Source organism: Ruegeria sp., assembly GCF_040830605.1.
Taxonomy (GTDB): domain Bacteria; phylum Pseudomonadota; class Alphaproteobacteria; order Rhodobacterales; family Rhodobacteraceae; genus Ruegeria.
In genome coordinates this window covers 524,358-546,748 of the sequence record NZ_JBFOMD010000001.1, presented here as the reverse complement: position 1 = coordinate 546,748, position 22,391 = coordinate 524,358, and the positions used below count along the sequence as shown (strand labels likewise).

The 22,391-nt window shown below is 62.6% G+C and carries 23 protein-coding genes; 9 read left to right on the top strand and 14 right to left on the bottom strand.

Going from position 1 to position 22,391, the window contains the following annotated elements; all coding sequences use genetic code 11:
* Positions 1-63 precede the first annotated feature (63 nt).
* From AB3N21_RS02560 to AB3N21_RS02545, 4 genes are all read left to right on the top strand, one after another.
* Positions 64-1,836: an SLC13 family permease gene (locus AB3N21_RS02560; RefSeq protein ID WP_367933734.1), complete on the top strand. Its 1,773-nt coding sequence runs from the start codon at positions 64-66 to the stop codon at positions 1,834-1,836.
* Between the two features lie 143 nt (positions 1,837-1,979).
* A complete protein-coding gene (locus AB3N21_RS02555) occupies positions 1,980-2,714 on the top strand; it encodes a glutamine amidotransferase (RefSeq protein WP_367933733.1) in 735 nt (244 codons plus the stop codon).
* A 72-nt stretch (positions 2,715-2,786) separates the two neighbouring features.
* Entirely contained in the window at positions 2,787-3,644 is an 858-nt protein-coding gene (locus tag AB3N21_RS02550; protein ID WP_367933732.1) for a bile acid:sodium symporter family protein, read from the top strand.
* Between the two features lie 11 nt (positions 3,645-3,655).
* Positions 3,656-5,317, top strand: coding sequence for an FAD-binding dehydrogenase (locus AB3N21_RS02545; protein WP_367933731.1), 1,662 nt, complete (start codon positions 3,656-3,658; stop codon positions 5,315-5,317).
* Between the two features lie 6 nt (positions 5,318-5,323).
* Here AB3N21_RS02545 and AB3N21_RS02540 read toward each other — a convergent pair whose 3' ends face one another.
* The 6 genes from AB3N21_RS02540 to mgtE all read right to left on the bottom strand — a co-directional run bounded on the left by AB3N21_RS02540 (position 5,324) and on the right by mgtE (position 12,047).
* Positions 5,324-6,499, bottom strand: a complete 1,176-nt coding sequence (locus AB3N21_RS02540) for a patatin-like phospholipase family protein (RefSeq protein ID WP_367933730.1) — start codon at positions 6,497-6,499, stop codon at positions 5,324-5,326.
* Positions 6,500-6,506: 7 nt separating this feature from the next.
* Complete coding sequence (locus AB3N21_RS02535) at positions 6,507-7,253, bottom strand: YbaY family lipoprotein (protein ID WP_367933729.1); 747 nt, start codon at positions 7,251-7,253, stop codon at positions 6,507-6,509.
* 99 nt (positions 7,254-7,352) lie between these two features.
* The gene (locus AB3N21_RS02530) at positions 7,353-9,131 is read right to left on the bottom strand and encodes an SLC13 family permease (protein ID WP_367933728.1); all 1,779 of its coding nucleotides are present in this window, start codon (positions 9,129-9,131) and stop codon (positions 7,353-7,355) included.
* Between the two features lie 94 nt (positions 9,132-9,225).
* On the bottom strand, positions 9,226-10,038 hold the full coding sequence (locus AB3N21_RS02525) for a TIGR00282 family metallophosphoesterase (RefSeq protein WP_367933727.1): 813 nt from the start codon (positions 10,036-10,038) through the stop codon (positions 9,226-9,228).
* Between the two features lie 51 nt (positions 10,039-10,089).
* Positions 10,090-10,647, bottom strand: coding sequence for a 5-formyltetrahydrofolate cyclo-ligase (locus tag AB3N21_RS02520; protein ID WP_367933925.1), 558 nt, complete (start codon positions 10,645-10,647; stop codon positions 10,090-10,092).
* Between the two features lie 5 nt (positions 10,648-10,652).
* Positions 10,653-12,047, bottom strand: a complete 1,395-nt coding sequence (gene mgtE / locus AB3N21_RS02515) for a magnesium transporter (RefSeq protein WP_367933726.1) — start codon at positions 12,045-12,047, stop codon at positions 10,653-10,655.
* Positions 12,048-12,186: 139 nt separating this feature from the next.
* Here mgtE and guaD point away from each other — a divergent pair, with 139 nt between their 5' ends.
* Positions 12,187-13,476: a guanine deaminase gene (gene guaD, locus AB3N21_RS02510; protein WP_367933725.1), complete on the top strand. Its 1,290-nt coding sequence runs from the start codon at positions 12,187-12,189 to the stop codon at positions 13,474-13,476.
* Between the two features lie 66 nt (positions 13,477-13,542).
* On the opposite strand, the gene AB3N21_RS02505 is transcribed toward guaD, so the two are convergent.
* The 3 genes from AB3N21_RS02505 to AB3N21_RS02495 form a co-directional block, all read right to left on the bottom strand.
* Positions 13,543-14,895, bottom strand: coding sequence for an 8-oxoguanine deaminase (locus AB3N21_RS02505; protein WP_367933724.1), 1,353 nt, complete (start codon positions 14,893-14,895; stop codon positions 13,543-13,545).
* Positions 14,896-15,010: 115 nt separating this feature from the next.
* Entirely contained in the window at positions 15,011-15,802 is a 792-nt protein-coding gene (hisN, locus tag AB3N21_RS02500; protein ID WP_367933723.1) for a histidinol-phosphatase, read from the bottom strand.
* A gap of 43 nt (positions 15,803-15,845) precedes the next feature.
* Positions 15,846-16,217 (bottom strand): helix-turn-helix domain-containing protein, encoded by a 372-nt coding sequence (locus AB3N21_RS02495; protein WP_171173772.1) that lies wholly within the window; start codon positions 16,215-16,217, stop codon positions 15,846-15,848.
* 346 nt (positions 16,218-16,563) lie between these two features.
* On the opposite strand from AB3N21_RS02495, the gene AB3N21_RS02490 reads away from it, so the two are divergent.
* A complete protein-coding gene (locus AB3N21_RS02490) occupies positions 16,564-17,520 on the top strand; it encodes an NADPH:quinone oxidoreductase family protein (protein ID WP_367933722.1) in 957 nt (318 codons plus the stop codon).
* 4 nt (positions 17,521-17,524) lie between these two features.
* Here the strand turns inward: AB3N21_RS02490 and AB3N21_RS02485 are convergent, their stop codons facing one another.
* Positions 17,525-18,403, bottom strand: a complete 879-nt coding sequence (locus AB3N21_RS02485; protein ID WP_367933721.1) for a LysR family transcriptional regulator — start codon at positions 18,401-18,403, stop codon at positions 17,525-17,527.
* Between the two features lie 126 nt (positions 18,404-18,529).
* Here AB3N21_RS02485 and AB3N21_RS02480 point away from each other — a divergent pair, with 126 nt between their 5' ends.
* The 3 genes from AB3N21_RS02480 (at position 18,530) to AB3N21_RS02470 (ending at position 20,227) form a co-directional block, all read left to right on the top strand.
* Positions 18,530-18,739 carry a DUF1127 domain-containing protein gene (locus tag AB3N21_RS02480; protein WP_171173769.1) on the top strand — a complete coding sequence of 70 codons (210 nt, stop codon included), beginning with the start codon at positions 18,530-18,532 and terminating at the stop codon, positions 18,737-18,739.
* A gap of 161 nt (positions 18,740-18,900) precedes the next feature.
* Positions 18,901-19,677, top strand: a complete 777-nt coding sequence (locus AB3N21_RS02475; RefSeq protein WP_171173768.1) for a Bax inhibitor-1/YccA family protein — start codon at positions 18,901-18,903, stop codon at positions 19,675-19,677.
* Between the two features lie 79 nt (positions 19,678-19,756).
* Positions 19,757-20,227, top strand: coding sequence for a GNAT family N-acetyltransferase (locus tag AB3N21_RS02470; RefSeq protein ID WP_367933720.1), 471 nt, complete (start codon positions 19,757-19,759; stop codon positions 20,225-20,227).
* Positions 20,228-20,259: 32 nt separating this feature from the next.
* Here the strand turns inward: AB3N21_RS02470 and AB3N21_RS02465 are convergent, their stop codons facing one another.
* The 4 genes from AB3N21_RS02465 to AB3N21_RS02450 form a co-directional block, all read right to left on the bottom strand.
* Entirely contained in the window at positions 20,260-20,772 is a 513-nt protein-coding gene (locus AB3N21_RS02465) for a hypothetical protein (RefSeq protein ID WP_367933719.1), read from the bottom strand.
* 51 nt (positions 20,773-20,823) lie between these two features.
* On the bottom strand, positions 20,824-21,309 hold the full coding sequence (locus AB3N21_RS02460) for a GNAT family N-acetyltransferase (protein WP_367933718.1): 486 nt from the start codon (positions 21,307-21,309) through the stop codon (positions 20,824-20,826).
* Positions 21,310-21,384: 75 nt separating this feature from the next.
* Positions 21,385-21,552: a 50S ribosomal protein L33 gene (gene rpmG, locus AB3N21_RS02455; protein ID WP_005630270.1), complete on the bottom strand. Its 168-nt coding sequence runs from the start codon at positions 21,550-21,552 to the stop codon at positions 21,385-21,387.
* A 126-nt stretch (positions 21,553-21,678) separates the two neighbouring features.
* A complete protein-coding gene (locus tag AB3N21_RS02450) occupies positions 21,679-22,386 on the bottom strand; it encodes a DUF533 domain-containing protein (RefSeq protein ID WP_367933717.1) in 708 nt (235 codons plus the stop codon).
* Between the last annotated feature and the right edge of the window lie 5 nt (positions 22,387-22,391).

The following is a 22,391-nucleotide window of genomic DNA, read 5'->3' as shown; positions in this document are numbered from 1 at the left end:
TGCCAGGGTTAAAGGATCAAGGGACCGGGTTGCAGGGCAAAGCCAGAGACGTATGGTGAGGCCATGACGACAGATCAGATTATTCTCTTTGCTCTTTTCGCCGCTGTGTTTGCATTTCTGCTGTGGGGCAGGTTCCGATACGATCTGGTGGCATTCTCTGCCCTGATGATCGGCGTGGTGCTGGGCGTGGTCCCGGTCAAGGACGCCTTTTCCGGTTTTGGCCATCCCGCCACCATCGTGGTGGCACTGGTGCTGGTGGTGTCCGCCGGGCTGGTGCGGTCGGGGGCAGTGTTTCTGATCACCCGCACCCTGGTCGATGCCTCACGCGGGCTGGGCTCCCATATCGCGCTGATGGGCGGGATCGGGGCGGTTCTGTCGGCCTTCATGAACAACGTGGCGGCGCTGGCGCTGCTGATGCCGGTCGATATCCAGACCGCGCGCAAGGCGGGCCGGGCGGCGGGGCTGACGCTGATGCCGCTCAGCTTTGCCACCATCCTCGGCGGCATGGCCACGCTGATCGGCACACCGCCCAACATCATCATCGCCTCCATCCGGGCCGAGGCGGTGGGCACTCCATTTGCCATGTTCGACTTTGCGCCGGTGGGCGGTGTGGCAGCTATTGCGGGGCTTGCTTTCGTAGCACTGGTCGGCTGGCGTCTGATCCCGGATCGCGGCGCGCAGGCAGCGGGCGCCGAGGCCGTCGCACAGTATATTGCCGAGCTGACAGTGCCGCAGGAATCGCCCCATATCGGCAAGCGGCTGGCCGAACTGGACGAGACCGCCGAAAAGACCGATGTGGCGATCCTGGGCCTGATCCGCGACGGTAAGCGCCGCTATGGACGGGCCGCCAACGCCATCCTGCAAGCCGGTGACACACTGGTGATGGAGGCGGTGCCCGAGGCATTGGACGAGTTCCGCGCGGCCCTCAATCTCGATTTCTCGGACACCCGGCGGCAGGAGGTGGTGACCGCCGCCGGCGAGGGGCTGGAAGTGATCGAGGTTGTCGTCCCCGAAAGCGCCCGCATCACCGGGCGCACAGCCCAAGGGCTGGGTCTGGCCTGGCGGCAGAGCGCGGTGCTGATGGGCATCTCGCGTCAGGGGCGGCGGATCACCAAACAGGTGCGCAAGACCGAGGTTGAGCCGGGTGACATCCTTCTGCTGCTCTGCCCCCGCGACCGGGGGCCGGACGTGACCGACTGGCTGGGCTGCCTGCCGCTGGCCGAGCGGGGTCTGAACGTGACAGCGAATGACAAGGTATGGCTGGCCATCGGCCTCTTTGCCGCCGCGGTGTTGGCCGCGAGTATCGGGCTGCTCTACCTGCCGATTGCACTGGGGCTGGTGGTGGTGGCCTATGTGCTGACCAAGATCCTGCCGATTGCCGAGATTTATGACCATATCGAGTGGCCGGTGGTTGTGCTTCTTGGCTCGATGATCCCGCTGGGGGCAGCGTTGGAAAGCGCGGGCGGTACTCAGCTGATCGCGGGCAGTCTGATCTCGCTGACGCAAGGCCTGCCTGCCTGGGCGATCCTGACCGTGCTGATGGTGGTTACGATGACCCTGTCGGACGTGCTGAACAACACTGCGACCACCATCGTGGCAGCCCCGGTCGGCATCCAGATGGCCCGCACGCTCGAGGTGTCGCCGGACCCATTCCTTATGGCGGTGGCCGTGGCGGCGTCGTCAGCGTTCCTGACCCCGATCGGGCACAAGAACAACACGCTGATTCTGGGGCCCGGCGGCTACCGGTTCGGGGATTACTGGCGCATCGGCCTGCCGCTGGAGGTTCTGATCGTCGCCGTCTCGATCCCGGCCATCCTGATCTTCTGGCCGATGTAGATGCGAGTGGATAGCGCGCCGGGCCACCGCCTCGCGCCAAGGATTTTCGAAAATCCTTGTAAGAGCCTTGCAAGGCTCTTGGCCGCGCATGAAACCTGGTGTGCCTGGTTCCATTTCGCCGCGATCCGCTCTAATCCGGTGCCATGAAACGTTTTCTGATCCTTCAGCTCCGTCCCGAGACCGATGCTGCCGACGCCGAATATGCCTCGATCCTCGGCAAATGCGAGATGCCGCCTGGGCGTACCCACCGCATCCGACTGGATTGCGAGGATTTGCCCGAGGGGCTGGACATCACCGATTACGCGGGCGTGATCGTCGGCGGCGGGCCGGGCTGTGTCAGCGACGATCCGGCCAGCAAGACCCCGTTGGATGTCCGGATCGAGGGCACGATCATGGGGCTGATGCCGCGCATTACCGAACTGGACTACCCCTTCATGGGCTGCTGCTACGGTTTGGGCATTCTGGCCGCGCATCTGGGCGGGGAGGTCAGCAAGGCGCGCTACAGCGAGCCTGTCGGCCCCTCGACCTGCACCCTGACCGAGGATGCCGCCGACGACCCGCTGACCACCGGGCTGTTGCCGGTCTTCGACGCCTTTGTCGGCCATAAGGAGGCGGTGCAGGACCTGCCCCCGGACTGCACCCATCTGATCGCCTCGGCCCCCTGTCCCTATCAGATGATCCGCTGGGGCAAGAACGTCTATGCCACTCAGTTCCATCCCGAGGCCGACGCGCATGACTTTGAGGAACGCATTAATATCTACAAGGATCACGGCTATTTCCCGCCCGAAGACGCGCAAAAGCTGATCGAAGCCTGCCACGCCGCCGAGATCACTCAACCCGGCGAAATCCTGCGCCGTTTCGCGCACCGCTACGGATGACCTAACGGAGCCGTTGCCTGAGGCCCGTTCACCCGCATAGGGTGATCCGAAACGGCTTTGGGAGGGGTTGTTTTGGATTTACTCGTCAATGTCGGCCTGCCGGTCTCGCTGGCCATCATCATGCTGTCGCTGGGTGTGGGGCTTGAGGCTGCGGATTTCCGCCGCGTCATCACCCGCCGCTACCCGTTCGCCATCGGTGCTGTCAGCCAGGTCCTGCTGCTACCCCTGGCGGCTTTCGCCACAGTTACCCTGTTTGCGGTGCCGCCCGAGATCGCGGTAGGCTTCATGCTGCTCAGCTTCTGCCCCGGAGGCGTGACAAGCAACATCCTATCCAAGCTAGCCAAGGGCGACGTGGCCCTGTCGGTCACCCTGACAGCCATCATCAGCCTGCTCTCGATCCTGACCGTACCGATCCTTGCCGCCTGGTCCGTCAACCACTTCATGGGCGAAGCGGCGCCCGAGGTTTCGGTCACCGGTCTTGCCATCGCCATGTTCCTGATCACTACCCTGCCCGTCGCCATCGGTGTTACGATCCGGCATTGTTTCCGGGGCTTTGCGCTAGTGCTTGACGGGCCGCTCTCGAAACTCGCCACCGTGCTTTTCGTCCTGATCGTCATCGCCGCGCTGGCCGGCAACTGGCAGCTTTTCATCGACAATCTGAGCATCATGGGTGCCGGACTGATCACGCTTAACCTTGCGCTGCTGCTCATCGGCCTCGGCATTGCCCGCGCCGCTGGGCTGAGCTGGGACGAGACCAAGACGATCTCGATCGAGACCGGTATCCAGAACTCGACGCTGGGCATCACGCTGGCCGCGCTGATCACCAACACTTCGACCGGATTCAGCCCACTGGCCCTGCCCGCCGCCGTTTATGGTATCACCATGTATGCCGTTGCCCTTCCCTTCCTCTTCTGGTTCCGCAGCCGCTGAAAGGATAGCCCATGAGCAATAACTCCGCAGATGCAATCATCGTGGGTGGTGGCCTTGCGGGCCTTGCCGCGGCGGCAGAGTTGGGTGACCGAGGAAAGCGGGCCATCCTGCTGGATCAGGAGCCCGAGCGTTTCCTGGGCGGTCAGGCGTTCTGGAGCCTCGGCGGGTTGTTCATGGTGGACACGCCCGAGCAGCGCCGCATGGGCATCCGCGACAGCCGCGATCTGGCGATGCGCGACTGGCTGGGCAGCGCCCAGTTCGACCGCCCCGAGGATGACTGGCCGCGCAAATGGGCCGAAGCTTATGTGGAATTCGCAGCCGGTGAGATGCGTCCTTGGCTGCACGAGATGGGTTTGCGCTGGTTCCCGGTGGTCGGCTGGGCCGAGCGCGGCGGCTCTTACGCCACCGGCCATGGCAACTCGGTTCCCCGCTTTCACATCACCTGGGGCACCGGCCCCGGCGTGATCGAACAGTTCGAGCGCCGCGTGCGCGAGCACGTGGCCGCCGGTCTGATCGAGTTGCGGTTCCGCCATCAGGTCAGCCACATCATCATGCATAACGGCAGCGCCAAGGGGGTCTCGGGCGAGGTTCTCTCGGATGACCGGGCGGCGCGCGGGGCCAAGACCAACCGCGACGAGGTGGGCGAGTTCGAAGTTTACGCCCCCTCGGTCATCGTCACCTCGGGTGGTATCGGCGGCAATTTCGAGATGGTCCGCAAGAACTGGCCACGCGACCGGTTGGGCGAGCCACCACAGGACATGGTGGCCGGGGTGCCTTTCCACGTCGATGGCCGCATGATCCCGATCAGCGAAAAGGCGGGCGGTCACGTGATCAACGGCGACCGGATGTGGCATTACACCGAAGGGGTCCGCAACTGGGATCCGATCTGGCCCGCACACGGCATCCGCATCCTGCCCGGCCCATCCTCGATGTGGTTCGACGCCACCGGCAACCGCCTGCTCCCGCCCTGCCTGCCCGGCTTCGACACACTCACCACCCTGCGCGAGATCCTGAAGACCGGGTATGAGTACAGCTGGTTCGTCCTGACCCAGAAGGTGATCAAGAAGGAATTCGCCCTTTCGGGTTCGGAACAAAACCCCGACTTCACCTCGGGCAGTTGGATGGAAGTGATCCGTCAGCGCATCCTATCCGGCTCCAAGGCCACCGGACCAGTCGAGGCGTTCAAGGAGAAAGGCGAGGATTTCGTCGTGGCCAACACCCTGACCGAGCTGGTCGGCGGCATGAACCAGCTCGGCGGCGGGCTGATCGACGAGGCACAACTGCGCGCCCAGATCGAGGCGCGCGATGCCCAGATCGACAATCCGTTCTCGAAGGATGCGCAGATGATGGCGATCCACGCCGCCCGCAACTATCGCGGGGACAAGCTGATCCGCACTGCCAAGCCACACAAGTTCCTGGACCCGGCCAACGGTCCGCTGATCGCAGTCAAACTGCATATCCTGACCCGCAAAACATTGGGCGGACTGCAGACCAACCTCGACAGCCAGATGATTGGTATCGACGGTCAGGTGATCCCGGGCCTCTTTGCGGCGGGTGAGGTCGCTGGGTTCGGTGGCGGTGGTTACCACGGCTACAACGCGCTTGAGGGGACCTTTCTGGGCGGCTGCATCTTTTCGGGTCGCAACGCGGGGCGGTCCCGGGCTATTGCCTGAGTTATCTCATGGCACCGCGCGATAGCTGTTCGGTACGCGCGGGACCCAGATCGAGCCGTCTTGCGCGGCGTTGCAGCCCAACTGATAGATCTCCAGCAAGTGTTCGGGCGAAAAATCCAGCGCATGAACCGCCAGCGGCCAGTCCGGCGGAATATAGGCCAGCGACATGTCCGAACCGGCCTGGCGCAACAGCGTCTCGGTCAGGGCCAGATCCGCGTGCATTCCGGCACGGATCAGCGTGGTGATGGCGCGCGTACCGAGGCTGGCGGCATTGGCGTTAATCACGTCGAAATCCGGCTCGACGGCGTTGTTGATGATGATGTGGTAGGTCGTGCCACGACCTCCATTGTGGGTGCGGAGCGCGCGCGGATCGGGCGCCCAGATCTGGCTGATCACGCCCCCATCGGCATGCAATTCATCCTCGATCCCAAGAACCGAGGGGGCAGAGAGCCGCACCGGTTTGAACGCTGCCGGAATCGCCGCGGCAGCAACGAAGACACCGCGAATGGCCTCGGCCATCTGGGGGTTGACCGCCTGCGCCATGGCACCAATGTCCCAGACCGCCATACGCTGCGCATCCAGATCTGTGGTCGCCACGAACAGGCGCCGCCCGGCACGATGTTCTTCGGCGATGCGGGCAATCACGTCCGGCGTCAGAATCGCGTTTACGAGCGTTGAGAGCGCCTGACGCTCAAAGGCACCGGCGTCAAAGATCAGCCCGGAAACGGTCAATTCAGGGCGCTGCAGCTTGCCGGTGCGGTTCAGGACCAGATCCTCAAGCTCGTCATCATATTCCGGCCCAAGAAAGGCGTAAGGGGCAATAATGGCGCCGATGCTGACCCCGGTGACCACGTCAAATTCGGGCCGGGTTCCGGCGTCGGTCCACCCGGTCAGCACTCCGGCACCGAACGCCCCATCCGGGCCGCCGCCCGACAGGACAAGAACATCGCTCAACCTGCCGCCCGGCAGGTGATTGGACAACGCTCTGGCCGGCTCATCGGCCCAGAACCGCAAGTCTCGCGCGACAAGCTCGGGCGCCGTCTCGCGATCTTCGGTCATGGCCGTGCCCCGGTCGAACGGCGCGCAGCCCATCAGCGCGCTTGCCACAAAGAGAATGCCTGCAAGCCCCCTGATCCGGGCAGTTCGTCCGCTGCCCCCTGCGAGTTCGACCAGCTTTTTCATTGAAACTCTATTGAACCAAATTCAGGCGTATGATGGCCATTCCGGCGGTATCCACCAGAACCAGCATCTCACCGTCGCGCTGAAACCCGGACACCTGCGGCAGCGCGCGGAAAAACTCGTGCTCCAACTCATCGTAGGGCTGCGGACAGGCCATCAGCGTGGCGGCCATATCCTCGGGGAACGCAATCATGTCGGCGGTGATCTCCGCGTGCCCGCTGAAACGGTTGCAGCCACTGCTGCCGCCAAAGGCACCGTCGGTTGCAAATGCGATCTCGGGCCGCTTGTCGGTCTCCAGCGGTATCCCGTTCAGCTCAAAGGCCCGCCAGGTTGTGCCCTCCAACCCCGCGCCCTCGCCTTGGGCAACCTGGACAAGCACCAGTTCGGCATCGTCACCGCTGCCCTGCGTCAGAACCGGGTAGACCATGTCGGTGAAAAACAATGGTCGCTCGCCCTGCAGGATCTCGCCCTGCACCGCATAACTCATGCCTGCGTCGATCAGCGCATCGTCGAACGGCAGTTCGAACGTCACCGGAACGGTGCTCAGCGCGTAGCGGCGGGATGACAGGGTGATCGACGGGGCATCGGCGCGCGAGATGTCCACCAGCCGTACCTCAAGCACCGCGCCCGGAGGCACCGCGATGCGCTCACGATACGTCGCCGAGCCTTGAATTGTGCCAGCCGCAACCGTTGCAGCGCCGGTCGCCAGCAACGCGATGCTTGTGGCAATAGCGGTCAAACTCTGGACTGTGCGCATGAACCGTCATCCTCTGTACTCGCATTCATTCTGCCTGCGAGATCGGAGGTTGTGGAACCGTTTCAAGCGCACCAGCCCCATGTCGGCGGCAACGTGCCGTCAGAGCGGCCAGATGAGCGGAATAAGTAACGAGGCCAGAAGCCCCACGGACAGGTTGAGCGGAATCCCGACGCGCATAAAGTCCGTGAACCGGTAGCCGCCCGGCCCGTAGACCATCATGTTGGTCTGGTATCCGATCGGCGTCGCAAACGAAGCCGAGGCCGCCACCATCACCGCCACCACCAGCGGCCGGGGATCGACGCCCACCGCCTGCGCCAGACCTATGGCGATGGGGGTGACCACCACTGCCACCGCGTTGTTCGACACTAGTTCAGTCAACACGGATGTCAGCAGATAGACCGCCCAGACGATCATGAACGGCGGCAACATGCCCAAACCCGGAGCGACGGCATCAACGATCAGTTTCACCGCGCCCGAGGCCTCAAGCGCCGCGCCGATGGCCAGCATGGCAAAGATCAGCGCCAGCAAACGCCCCTCAATAAACGAAAACGCCTCATCGGCGTCGATGCAGCGGGTGACCAGCACCAGCGCGACGGCCATCACGGACAGCATCAGGATCGGCGCCACGCCCAGCGCCGCCAGCAGCACGATACCGCACAGCGCGGCCACTGCGATTGGCGCGTGGCTGCGCCGGTAAGCCCGCGCCGAGGGTTGCGAGACATCGACCATGTCCATATCCGCCGCTAGCCGCTGAATATCGGCGGGCGAACCTTCCAGCAGCAACGTATCCCCAACCCTCACCACCAACTCGTCCAGCTGGCGCCCGATATTCTGGTTCCGACGATGCACCGCCAGCACGTAAACGCCGTAGCGCCGCCGCAGCCTCAAGGCCCCCAGCGTGCGCCCGACCATGCGGCAGCCGGGCGTGATCAGCACCTCGACCGTCTTGGTCTCGACCGCCGAGACTTGATCCACACGCTTGAGTTCCTTGTTGCTCTGCAGGCTGAGCAACTCGGTCATTTGCGTGCGCAGCACCACCCGGTCACCGACACGCAGGGTGACGCCCTTGAGGTTGCGCCGCAGCGACTCGTCGCCCCGAACCACGTCGATCAGCCGCACACCCTGCCGCTTGAACAGCTGCACACCTGTCACTTCGCGCCCGATCAGGTTGCTGTCGGGGGGGATCACCGCCTCGGTAAAGAATTTCATCTTGGATCGGTCGCTCAGCATCGAGGCCATGCTGTCGCGCTCGGGCAGCAGGCGCGGCGCAATGAAGCGCAAGTAGAGCATGCCATAGGCGACCAGGATCAGACCGAGCGGCGTGACTTCGAAGATGGTAAAGGCCGGTTGGCCATGGGTGCGCGCCACACCATCGACCAACAAATTGGTCGAGGTTCCGATCAACGTCAGCGTGCCACCCAGGATCGCCGCATAAGACAGCGGGATCAGCAGCTTCGACGCGGGCACATCCAGGGTCCGGGCGATCTGTACGAAAACCGGGATCATGACGACTACAACCGGCGTGTTCGAAACAAACGCCGAGGCGATCACCACAAAAGCCATCAGCAGCGCGATGGCGATACGCGGGTTCACCTGCGCCTGTTTCTGCGCCACCGAGGTGAAGGAATGAAGCGCCCCGGTCCGCACAAGCGCGCCCATGATGATAAACATAGCCGCAATGGTCCACGGCGCCGGGTTGGACAGCACCGGAAGGGCCTGATCATAGGGCAGGATGCCGGTGATCATCATCAGGGCCACGCCCGAGATCGCCACCACCTCGGTCGGAAAGACCTCACGCAGGAACAGAATGAACATGCCCGCGACGATCATCAGCGCCACAACAGCACTGCCCGTGTCAGTAAGCTGAAGGAATTGCATTTTTGGTTGTCAGTCCGAACCCTTGTCTGGCGTGCGCGCCTGATCGGTAGTGTCCCGCATTGGCCCGGCTTGAGCAAGCCTCTCCTGCGGATGGCTAAGGCGCAGCTTGCTCAAGCCGCCCGCCAACGCGCACCATGCGTACAGATTGGGCAGCGCCGGTACGGTCATCGGTCTCGACAAACACGCCCGAAAGCGTTGCCTCGCCCGTCGCGGGCGTGAACCGCGCCTTGGGCATTCCGGTGATGAACCGGCGCATCGGCTCGACCTTGTCCATGCCGATAACCGAATCGTAGTCACCGCACATACCCGCATCGGTCAGGTAGCCAGTGCCACCGGCCAGCACCTGCGCGTCGGCTGTGGGCACGTGAGTGTGGGTGCCGACGACAAGGCTCGCACGCCCATCGCAGTAATGGCCCATCGCCATCTTTTCCGAGGTGGCCTCGCAATGCATGTCCACGATCACCGCCTGTGCCAAGCCACCGCGCGGATGCGACTTGAGCACGGGTTCGACGGCCGAAAACGGATCGTCGAAGGGGCGCTTCATGAACACCTGCCCCAGCACCTGCACCACCAGCACCTTGCGCCCGCCCGGCGCGTTATACAGGCGATAGCCCCGCCCCGGCGCGCCCTTGGCATAGTTGATCGGACGCACGATGCGTGGCTCGCTTTCGATGAATTGCAGCATGTCCTTTTGGTCGAAGGCATGATCGCCCAGCGTCACGCAATCCGCACCCGCATCCAGCAACAGCTTGGCGTGATCGCCGCTCAGGCCCATCCCGTTCGAGGCGTTCTCGCCATTGACCACGACGAAATCCAGCCGCCACTCGTCGCGCAAGCGCGGCAGGTTATCGCGGATGGCCGCACGCCCCGCGCGGCCCATGACATCACCCAAAAACAAAATCCTCATGACCGTCTGTCCTAGGTGCTGCCGCCTGCAAGAACAAGCGGGAATGTCGCGTCAGAAGGTCAGCACCCGGGTTTCGGTGATCAGCATATCGAGGGGTTGGTCGGTGGGCTCCAGCGGCAGATTGTCGGCCTGCTGCGCGTCGAAGGCAAACCCGATGGCCAGCGTCGGGCGCTTGGCGCGCAGCCCTTCCAGCGTGCGGTCGTAGAAGCCGCCGCCATATCCCAGCCGCCCGCCGCGAGTATCAAAGGCGACCAGCGGCACGATCAGGATCTCGGGGTCGAAATAGTCATCCACCTCGGGCACTTTCGCCCCGAACGGCCCATCGCGCAGCGCGCCTTCGGGCGTCCAGCGGGAAAAGCGCAGCGCCTGCCCCTCGCCCTGAATGACCGGCACGCCAACCGGGCCATAGGCCGAGGCCTCGGCCATGGCAGGCAGCGGGTCGATCTCGGTCCGTATCGGCATGTAGCCCGAGAGCGGCACGCCACGATGGCCGGCCAGCACCTCGGACAGCCGCCCCGCCGCGCCCGGCAGCCGCGTGTCGAAGGCCTGCTTGCGGCGGGCGAAACCCGCCTTGCGGGCCGCCGCCTTCACTTCGGTCAGGTCTGTCAGATCGGTCATAGAAGCACCACGGTGGCAAGGCCCAGAAAAATGAAGAACCCCATCACATCCGTCGTGGTCGTCACGAAAGTGCCCGAGGCCAGCGCCGGATCGACCCCAAGCCGGTCCAGCACCACCGGTACTACCGTACCTGCAAAGCCCGCGATGATCATGTTCACGACCAGCGCCGCGCCGATCACGACACCCAGCATGGGCGAGCCGAACCACAGCATCCCTACCGTGCCCAGAACGATTGCAAAACACAGCCCATTGAGCATCCCCACCAGCAGCTCGCGCCGGATCACCCGCCAGACATTGGCGCCGGTCAGGTCGCGCGTGGCCAGTGCGCGCACTGCCACCGTCAGCGACTGCGTGCCCGCATTGCCGCCCATCGACGCCACGATGGGCATCAGGATCGCCAGCGAGACCAGTTGCGCAATCGCCGCCTCGAACTGCGAGATCACCAGCGAAGCACAGATCGCAGTACCGAGGTTTACCGCCAGCCAAGGCAACCGCCGCTTGCTGGTCGACGCCACGCTGTCGGACAGCGAGCTTTCATCGCTGACCCCGGCAAGGCGCAGGATGTCTTCTTCGTGCTCGTCGTCCAGCACCACCATGGCGTCATCTATGGTGATCACACCGACAAGCCGCCCGTCGTCGTCCACCACCGGGGCCGAGATCAGGTGATACTGATTGAAGGCATAGGCAACATCCTCTTCGTCCTGCTCGACCGGTATGGTCTGGAACTCTTCGTCAGCGATGCCGCTCAGCAAAGTGTCGCGGGGCGAGGCCATCAGGCGGCCCAGCGCCACCTGCCCGGCTGGATGCAGACGCGGGTCGACCAGAACGACGTGATAGAACTCCTCGGGCAGATCGTCGGTGCCGCGCATGTGGTCAATGGCCTGCCCCACCGTCCAGTGATCGGGCGCCATCACCACCTCTCGCTGCATCAGACGTCCGGCGGAGTTCTCGGGGTAGGACAGCGCCTGCTCGGCGGCGACCCGGTCGGCATCCTCCAGCGCGTCGAGGATCGCCTCCTGCTGCGGCTCTTCCAGGTCCTCCAGCAAGTCCACGACATCGTCGCTTTCCAGCTCGCGAACCGCTTCGGCCAGGACGTCGGGGCGCAGAACGCCAATCACCTCTTCCCGCAGGCCCTCTTCAAGCTCGGACAGGATCTCGCCGTCGAACTCGCGGTCGTAAAGGCGGATCAGCCGGGCCCGGTCAAAGGTGTTGATCTGTTCCAGAAGGTCGGCGATGTCGGCCGGGTGCAACGGCTCCATGAGCTCGACCAGCTTGTCCCGATCGTCCACATCCACTGCATAGAGGATTGCGGTGACGGCCTTGGGGTCCAGCTCATAGGCGTTATCGTCGCGGGACTGGTCGGTGTCGGCGTGTTCGTTGCCCGTCGTCATGCTCAGCCCTTTTGTTCTGCGATTGGCCGCAAAATAGAAGAAGCTGCTACCGGAAAACAATGACAATAGCGCAATTTACCGACTTGCATGCGGCACCTATGCTCAGGTCCGGTTCCAACTGAGCGGAGATCGACACGGCATGGCGCAGGAAACCCTTCTGAAAGGGCGCGTATTATCCTTCACGGCATCCCCTTTCGAGGGTGAGCCCGAAGACGCGGTTCGGATCGACGAGGCGGTGCTGCTGTCAGGCGGCACCATTGCCGCAGTCGGGAACCATGACGCCCTGCGCGCCGCCCATCCGCAGGCCGAGGTGGTCGATCACGGCGAGCGGCTGATCCTGCCTGGCTTTGTGGATGCGCATGTGCACTATCCGCAGACGGCGATGATCGCGAGTTGGGGCAAGCGGCTGATCGACTGGCTGAACAGCTACACCTTTCCCGAAGAGATGAAATTCGCCTCGCCCGACTATGCCGCCGAGATCGCCGGGCGGTATCTGGACCTGACGGCGGCGCACGGCACCACCACCATGTGCAGCTTCTGCACCATCCATCCCGAAAGCGTCGAGGCCTTCTTTGCTGCAGCCCAGGCCCGGGGACAGCGGGTAGTTGCGGGCAAGACCTGCATGGACCGCAACGCGCCTGAGGGGCTGCGGGACACGGCGCAGACCGCCTATGACCAGTCCCGCGCGCTGTTGCAGCGGTGGCATGGGTTGGACCGCATTTCCTATGCCATCACGCCGCGTTTCTCGCCCACCTCGACGCCGGAGCAGCTGGAGGCGATGGGCGCGCTCTGGGCCGAAAACCCAGATTGCCTAATGCAGACCCACCTGAGCGAGCAGACGGACGAGATCGAGTGGGTGCGCGGCCTGTTCCCCGACGCCCGTGACTATCTCGACACTTACGAGAGCTTCGGACTGCTGGGCGGAAACGGCCTCTACGGCCATGCCATCCATCTGGAACCGCGTGAGCGCGACCGGCTGCGCGAGGTCGGCGCGGCGCTGGTGCATTGTCCGACCTCGAACACGTTCATCGGATCGGGCCTGTTCGACATGGCGGGTTTGATGGTCGAAGGACAGCGGATCGGACTGGCCACTGACACTGGCGGCGGGTCGAGCTTTTCCATGCTGCGCACCATGGCGGCGGCCTACGAGATCGGACAGTTGCGCGGCGTACCGCTGCATTCCTCGCAACTGCTATGGCTGGCCACGGTTGGCTCTGCCCGCGCACTGCGGATGAATCACCTGATCGGCAACATCGCCCCAGGGATGGAGGCGGATCTGGTGGTGCTGGATCTGGCCTCGACTCCGGCCATCGCTCAGCGTTCAGATATGGCTTCGGACCTGTGGGAGGCAGTGTTCCCAACCATCATGATGGGCGATGACCGGGCCGTGACCGAGGTGTGGATCGGCGGGCGCCGCAAGGGGCCCTGACAAGAAGCACGCGTCCTAAGACGTGCGTCCGATGGGGGTATGTCAAATAAGTGAACCGAAGCCCGATCAGGATTGGAGCGCGCGCGCCAAACGGTTCTGGCGCTCGATGACGGTCGGCAGGTCGATCGAGGTGATCTGACCATCGCGCACAATCTGGCGTCCCTCGACAAACAGATGCTTGACGCGGGTCGGGCCGGCCAGCAACAGAGCCGCCGGATCCCAGCTGCCGGCGCTGTCGATGCCGGTGGTGTCCCAGATCGCGATATCGGCACGCTTGCCGGGGGCGAGGCGACCGCAGTCCGAGCGACCCAGCACATTGGCACCACCGCGTGTGGCAATCTCAAGAGCCTCGCGGGCCGACATCGCGTCTGCACCGCGCGCCACCCGCTGCAGCAGCATAGCATGGCGCGCCTCGGCCATCAGGTTGCCGCTGTCATTCGAGGCCGAGCCATCCACGCCCAGCCCCACCGGAGCGCCCGCATCCCGCATCGCCCGCACCGGCGCGATGCCCGAACCCAGACGGCAATTCGAACAGGGGCAATGGGCCACACCGGTGCGTGTTCTGGCAAAAAGATCAATCTCCTGCCCATCGAGTTTCACGCAGTGGGCGTGCCACACATCCGGCCCGGTCCAGCCCAGTTCCTCGGCATATTGACCGGGACGGCAACCGAACTGCGCCTCGGAATAGGCGATATCCTCGTCGTTTTCGGCCAGATGGGTGTGCAGCATCACGCCCTTGTCCCGCGCCAGCAGCGCCGCGTCGCGCATCAGATCCCGGCTGACCGAAAAGGGTGAGCACGGGGCCAGCCCGACCCGGCACATCGAGCCTTCGGACGCATCGTGGAACTTGTCCACCACGCGGATCATGTCGTTGAGAATCTCCTCCTCGCCCTCAACCAGACTGTCAGGCGGCAGGCCACCGGCACTCTCCCCGATGCTCATCGCGCCCCGTGTGGGATGGAAGCGCATCCCCAGTTCAGCGGCGGCGGCAATCGTGTCGTCCAGCCGGCAGCCATTCGGGTACAGGTAGAGATGGTCCGAGCTGAGCGTGCAACCCGACAGAGCAAGCTCCGCCAACCCGATCTGCGCCGAGACGAATATCTCCTCCGGGCCAAACCGCGCCCAGATCGGATAGAGCGTGCGCAGCCAGCCGAAGAGCAGCGCGTCCTGCCCGCCCGGCACCGCCCGGGTCAGGGTCTGGTAGAGATGGTGATGGGTATTGACCAGACCCGGGGTAACGACGCAGCCCTTCGCCTCGTGGATAATCGTATCCGGCAAGGCTGCAACGGTGTTGCCCAGATTCGTTCCGACGGCGGCGACTGCACCGTTTCGGATCAGGATGTCGGCATTGCTCAACTCGCTGCGCTTATCATCCATGGTCAGGATGGTATTGGCATTGCGGATCAGGATATCGGTCATGAACACACTCCTTTCAGGCACCCGTCTCATGGAAGTGTGTGTGGGCCGATGGAAAACGGGCTCAAGAACCGGCCGCGGGCAGGCTAATCCTTGGGTGTCTATTAAACAAGCCGGATCAGGCGCGAGCGAGAATGTCCAGGGCGGCGGCGTGAATATCGGCATTCGCGGCGGCCAAGGCCCGTCCACCCTGGTGCGCCGGACCACCCTGCCAGTCCGTCACGATGCCGCCTGCCGCCTCGATCACGGCGATGGGGGCCTGGATGTCATAGGCGTTCAATCCGGCCTCGATCACCAGATCGATCTGCCCTGCCGCCAGCAGCGCATAGGCATAACAATCCATCCCGTACCGCGTGAGCTTCACGTGTTCGGCAACCGCGCGAAAGGCTGCGCCTTCTTCGGGCGTTCCAACCTCGGGGAACGTGGTGAACAGAAGGGCCTGATCAAGGGCCTTTGTATCGCGGGTTTTCAACGCAACCGATCCCTTGGGGCCGGACATGCGCGCCTCACCACCGCCACCCAAAAAGCGTTCACCAATATATGGCTGATCAATGATGCCCAACTCAGGCCCATTGTCACCCGAGAGCGCAATCAGCACACCCCAGGTTGGTGTGCCGCTGATGAAGGCACGGGTGCCGTCGATCGGATCCAGCACCCAGGTTCGACCGCTCTGCCCGGCCTCCTGTCCGAACTCCTCGCCCCAGATACCGTCCTCGGGACGATGCTGGCGCAATACCGCGCGCATGGCTTCCTCGGCTGCCCGGTCCGCAACCGTCACCGGATCAAAGCCAGCCTGCAACTTGTTTTGGGTATCAAGATCGGCGGAACGAAAAAATGGCAGAATCGCCGACCGGGCGGCATCTGCCATCAATTCTGCTATGTCGAGATCGCTAAACCGGCCAGGTGTCATGCATACACCCGTGCGTCCCGCGACCGGCGAAGTCAAGCCCGTATCAGGCGACGTCGCTCAACACGCGCGCCAGTTCAAACAGGCGACGGCGCTGGTTTTCCGGAATTGCGTAGTATGAGCGCACGAGATCCAGAGCTTCCTTGTCGCCCATGAGGTCCGCAGGCACGTTGCGCTTTTCCGGTGTCTCTTTGTGGCTTTCATCCAGACCTTCGAAAAAGAAGCTCACCTGAACATCCAGAGCCTCTGCGATGTCCCACAGACGTGATGCGCTGACCCGGTTCGCACCGGTTTCATACTTTTGAATCTGCTGAAACTTGATACCAACCTGTTCGGCCAGCTGCTGCTGGGTCATGCCGATGAGCCAGCGGCGATGACGCACGCGCTTGCCCACATGGACATCGACGGGATGGGTCATGAGTTCTCTCCTCTTCATTCACTAACAACAATCCGGGCACTGGCACAAAAGCTCCCTCGCCACGCTAGCGGGTGGCCGTTTAAGAACTCCCTAATTCCGTTAAATGCATCCCGAACTGCACCATGGCTGAATATTGCCAATTTTTTGCTGCATTTCAAGAAGGTTGAATCTAACGCAGCGTACACAGATTTGTGGTTGTGTATGTCAGCGCGACTCAACGACTGTTTCCACATCACAAACGAAGGGTCTGTTTGGCCAAGATTGGGGAACGCGCAGGTATCGCAGGAACCGGTTTGACACTCGCCTCACTTCAACGGTTTATAGCCTGAAAAAAAGGGGGTTTCAGATGCGCGCATATCGAATCGAGGCGCCTGGCGCACCGGCCGAACTCGTTCAGGTTGACCGGCCAGAGCCAGGGCCGGATCAGGTCCGGGTAGCGGTCCGCGCCTGCGGTCTGAACTTTGCGGACCTTCTGATGCAGAAGGGTACGTATCAGGATACGCCCGCTGCACCGTTCACACTCGGCATGGAAATCGCCGGTATTGTCGACAAACCGGGAACAAACGTGCGCAACCTGAAGCCGGGCGACCGAATCGCCGTTTACTCAGGTCAGGGTGGGTTGGCGGACTATGGTGTCTTTGATGCAGATCGTGCCATCCCCTTGCCGGACACAATGACTTTCGAAGATGCGGCGGCGATTCAGATCGCTTACGGCACCAGCCACATCGCCTTGGAACACCGCGCGCGCCTGCAACCCGGCGAGACCCTGCTGGTGACCGGCGCTGCCGGTGGCGTCGGCCTGACCGCCGTCGAGATTGGCAAGCTGATGGGGGCGACCGTCATCGCGCAGGCACGGGGCGAAGACAAGCTTGCCGTCGCAAAGGCCGCCGGGGCGGATCATCTGATCGACGCCTCCGAGGATTTGCGGGCCCGGGTCAAGGAACTGGGCGGCGCCGACGTTGTCTATGACGCCATCGGCGGGGATGTCTTCAATGCAGCGTTTCGCGCCACCAACCCTGAGGGCCGCCTACTACCCATCGGGTTTGCTGGCGGCGAGGTGCCGCAGATTCCAGCCAATCATCTGCTGGTCAAGAACCTCACCGTGATCGGCTTTTACATCGGTGGTTACCTGAAGTTCCGCCCCGAGATCGTGCGAGACAGCTTCCAAACCCTCTTTGCCTGGCATGCCCAGGGCCGGATCAAACCGCATATCAGCCATACCTTGCCGCTGGATCGGGTCTCTGAAGGCATGCAACTGCTCAAAGAGCGACAATCCACCGGCAAGGTCGTCATCACTCCTTAGTTCGTCAGACGACCGCCCGGATGTGCGACGGGCGCAAGGCCGAAAAACTCTGCCGGATCAGTTCCGCAAGCTCTTTAACATATTTCTCGCGCACACGATCCGCCCCGTAGAGGTTGATGTGCTGCACCGGCAGACGGGGCAGCGACCCGCCGTGGTCAATCAACTCCTGATGGCCGGGTTGAGTGCCTTCCAGCAGCACGCCAACCGCCAGATCGGCGCTGACCGTCGCCTCGACCGTGCGGTCGGAATCGCTGTCCAGACCCAATTCCCACTCGATCCCGGCATCTTCCAGTGCCGACAGCGCGACGGGGCGGAAACTGCAGATGCGGCAGAACCCAAGACGCAGCGGCCTTTGCCTCCAGGCCGAGCCGTTACGTGCACCGACCCAGCGCAAGGGCATGTGATGGATGGTTTCCGCTCCTTCGCCCTCACCGGTTTCGGTGGTCAGAATCAGATCGTAGGTGCCGCGATTGAACTCCTCTTTCAACTGGCGGGTATTCGAGGTCGCGAGGTTCACGTTCACACGCGGATAGTTGGCGTTGAACGTCTGCAGCACCCGTGGAATGGCCGGATAGACGATGTCATGCGGCACGCCCAGTACCACCTCGCCTTCAAAGGCCTGATCGGTGAGCCGCCCGATCACCTCGTCATTTAGGGCCACCATCCGGCGGGCATAGGCCAGAAGCTGTTCGCCCGAAGCGGTGAGCGCAATGCCGCGGCCGCTGCGGTCCAGCAGTTCGAGCCCCAGCAACTCCTCCAATCGCTTGAGCTGCATCGATACGGCGGATTGTGTCAGGTGCAGGAACCCTGCGGCGCGGGTGACGCCGCCATTGTCAGCCACCGCTACAAACGAGCGCAATGTGGTGATGTCCAGATTTCTCATAATCACGATCCTTGATGATACGCATCAGAAACATTCGTTTTGAGAATGAACCACATTCTCCCATATTGATCAAGGAAATTGATGAAACAGTCAAAACCCATCAAAAGTACGGAAAGGAATTACATCATGGCACTGACCACTGCATCACACACCTGCCGCCCTGTCCGCACATCCCGTCTGGCCGCAGTGAAACGTCTGTTCGCCGTTTGGCGTCAGCGTCGCGCGCTGGAACGCCTTGATGATGCGGCTCTGAAGGACCTGGGACTCACCCGCGATCAGGTCGACCGCGAAGTGCGCCGGCCGATCTGGGACGCGCCAGAAACCTGGCTTCGCTGACCCGCACACGTTCAACCCGAGTGTTTTGGTTCGAAATGTCGGGTTTTGCGTGCAAGAAACGGCTCGAAAGGCTTGAATTGGGGGGCTTCCTCTCCGATATTTGTTCCGAGAGTTGCAGGTACACGCCTGCGCAGACAACGGACTATTGTAGGGAGACCCCAATGGCTGAATTCGACACAATCCGGACGGGCGCGGGCGTACGCGCTGCCCAGATTGACGAGGGCCTACGCGCCCATATGAACAAAGTCTACGGCACAATGTCCGTAGGCATGCTGATCACCTTCCTGGCGGCCTGGGCCATTTCGGGCCTGGCGGTCACCACCGATCCGTCGGCAGCGGCTGCGCAGCTGAGCGCAGACAAATACCTGACCTCGTTCGGGTACTCGATCTACGCCTCGCCGCTGAAATGGGTCATCATGTTTGCCCCGCTGGCCTTTGTCTTTGGCTTCGGCGCTGCGATCAACCGGTTGTCGGCCGCGGGCGCGCAGGTGGTGTTCTACGCCTTTGCCGCCGTGATGGGCCTTTCGATCAGCTCGATCTTTCTGGTCTTCACCGGCCAGTCCATCATTCAGGTGTTCCTGATCACCGCAATCGCCTTCGCCGGTCTTTCGCTCTATGGCTACACCACCAAGAAGGACCTGTCGGGGATGGGCACGTTCCTGATCATGGGTCTGATTGGCCTGATCGTTGCCATGATCGTCAACATCTTCCTCGCCTCGTCGGCGGTGGCTTTTGCCATCTCGGTGATCGGCGTTCTGATCTTTGCTGGCCTCACCGCCTACGACACGCAGAGCATCAAGAACACCTACCTGCAGATGGCCCATTCCGGCGATCAGGAGTGGCTGGGCAAGGCCGCCATCATGGGTGCACTGAGCCTCTATCTGGACTTCATCAACATGTTCATGTTCCTGCTCCAGTTGATGGGTAGCCGCGAATAACGCGACACTGGATATCTTAATTGCCAAGGGCGGGTTCCAAAGAACCCGCCCTTTTCTATTTCACGGACGAGACAGTGCCATGTCGATCATCGAGATTCCTGCTGCAGAGGCCCACCGCCTGATCCCGCTCTTGCGCCAGGTGCACGACCTGCACGTTCTGCATCAGCCTCGGCGCTTCAGTCCGTTTCCGGCTGATTCCGAAATTGCTCCGTGGCTTGCCGACTGGCTGGCCCAACCTGACATCCACGCACTGGGATATGAAACCGTCGGCAAGCTCGCCGGCTACGCCATCTATGAAATCGAACGCCGTCCCGCATCCCCGCTGAGGCCTGCCGAAACTCGAGCCATGCTGCATCATGTCAGCGTAGATGCAGAACACAGGCGGCAAGGTATCGGAACGGCACTGATCGCAGCCATCCGGGATCGGCTTGATCCAGACGACATTCCTGTCATCGCCACCACCTATGCCAGCTTCAACCTCGCTTCCGCAGCGCTCATGGCCGCGTCAGGCTTTGAGCCTGCGGTGATCTTTGCGGAATGGCGGGTCTAGATTCGGTTGCCTATCAGCTACCGGGCAGTGCCTTATCTGCAGTTCAAAGGAGCTGCAAAGCCACTGGTGCGCAGGCTCGATGTGCCCTTCTGATAGACGTTCCCACCGATCAGGCACCCTGTCAGACGCGGAATCGACGCTGCAAACTGGGGCCCCGTGCTGACATCCATCCGGTCAGCCGCACCTTCCGGGGTTCGCAGGACCGCATAAAGCACATTGTTGACGCTCACGGTGCTCAGCATCAGGGTTTGTCGATCGCCTCCGATCTCGACCGCCTGTCCGGGCACCCGCCCGCCATTGTCAATCGCCACGCCCGCAACCTTAGCGGGATCGGTCTCTTCGGTCAGCAATTGAGGCGTGGTCAGCCCGGCAAGCTCAGCCGGAACGCTGTCGCGGCTGGCAACGAAACCCGCTGCCTCGCGGCTCTCGACGATTGTCCGAGGCTCGCCATCGATGCCGGTGAATCCGACCCCTTCTCGGTTCCAGATATCTTCGCAGGCAGAAAGCGTAACGAAGGCGAGCGCGGGCAGAAGGATTTTTTTCATGACAGTCAGAGCGTTGTGGCGGACTTGTGAACCGTAACGGCAGCGGCCCCGTCATGACAAGCTCTGTCTCATACGAATTGCCGGAAAGCTGATGCCCGGTTGCAACGCAACCTCCATCGGACCTTCGGACCGGAACCCCATCGCGGCGTAGAAAGGCTCGGCGGTATAGGTGGACCAGCATTCCAGTTCGGTGATCCCCGCCGCACCCGCCTGGATTAGGATATGGGACAGAATCGTCCGCCCAACCCCGCGCCGAACCGCGCGGTCATCGGTGACCACGTGACGGATATGTCCCAGCTCTTTCAGGCTCCTGTCCCTTGTCCAGCCGCCAGCCCCCAGAATCGCTCCGTCGCCCTCCGCCACATAATACGTCCCACAGGTCAGCAGCGCCGGTTGCGCCCGGCTGATCAGCGGTAGAGCGGTCACCAGAACCGAAGGCGCATAGTCATGCTTGAGCAGCTTTGGGTAAGCGCGCGCCAGCAACGCGTCGACCGCCGCGATATCCGCCGCTGTGGAAGGCCGGACAAGAAGTTCCACACTCACCTCGCAAAACGAAAAGGGTCACGCCGCAACGTGACCCTTTCACAGATTTTGTCCAGTCTTTCGGAAGGCTTACTTGATCTTGCCTTCCTTGTACTCGACATGCTTGCGAGCGACCGGATCGTATTTACGAACGGTCATTTTCTCGGTCATGGTCCGCGCGTTTTTCTTGGTCACGTAGAAGTGGCCCGTGCCCGCGGTCGAGTTCAGACGGATCTTGATGGTCGTCGGCTTCGCCATGGTTATCTCCTGCGTCCGGAAAGGCAGGGGCCTTTCGGTTGAATTCTCATGAGCGTGCGCTTTTACGCCCTGCACCGCTTATGTCAAGGACAAACGCCGCCCGGTTCACCGGATTCCGGCGCCGGTTCAGGATGGCAGGTTCGGCGCCCCCATATACGAGTGAATCTGATCGCGTTCCGCATCAGAAAGGCCCAGAGCGGTGGAAAGCTGCCGCAGATAAGACGCCTCGCGCGCGTTATCCAGCCGAATCGCCGCCAGAGATGTCGCGTAGACCTGAGTCTTGAGCGGCGCACCGGATGCAGCCGCCAGTCCCATCACGTCGATCGGAGCATCCAGTTGTTCCTGCACGAATTCCCGTTCCGCGTCGCTGATTTCATCGCCCAACTCACCCAGAATGGTATCTTTCTCGTGCGCATCTAGTTCTCCATCCGCTTTCGCGGCCTGAATCATGGCGCGCAGCATCAGCTTTGCCTGTTCCTCCATGGCGGCACCGGCCGGTGTGCCCTGAAAAACCGTCTCCATCATGTCGGTCGTTTGCTGGCCGCCGGTTCTGGCCGCCCCCTGCATCGCGTTCATCAGACCGCCCAGTCCAGCCGCGCCCGCCGCGCCGCCGCCGAGCCCCATCTTGCCGATCATGTCCTGCAATCCCGATGCGCCACCGGGCATGCCGAACTGCTCGGCCATCTTGCCAAGCTGGTCCATCCCGAACCCACCGCCTGAGCCTTGCATCATATCCTGCAGACCGGCCATACCGCCCATCTGCTTGTATTTCTCCAAACCCTTTGCGGCGGCAAATCCAACAGCCACCGAGGCCAGCGCTTTCATGAAACTCATATGTC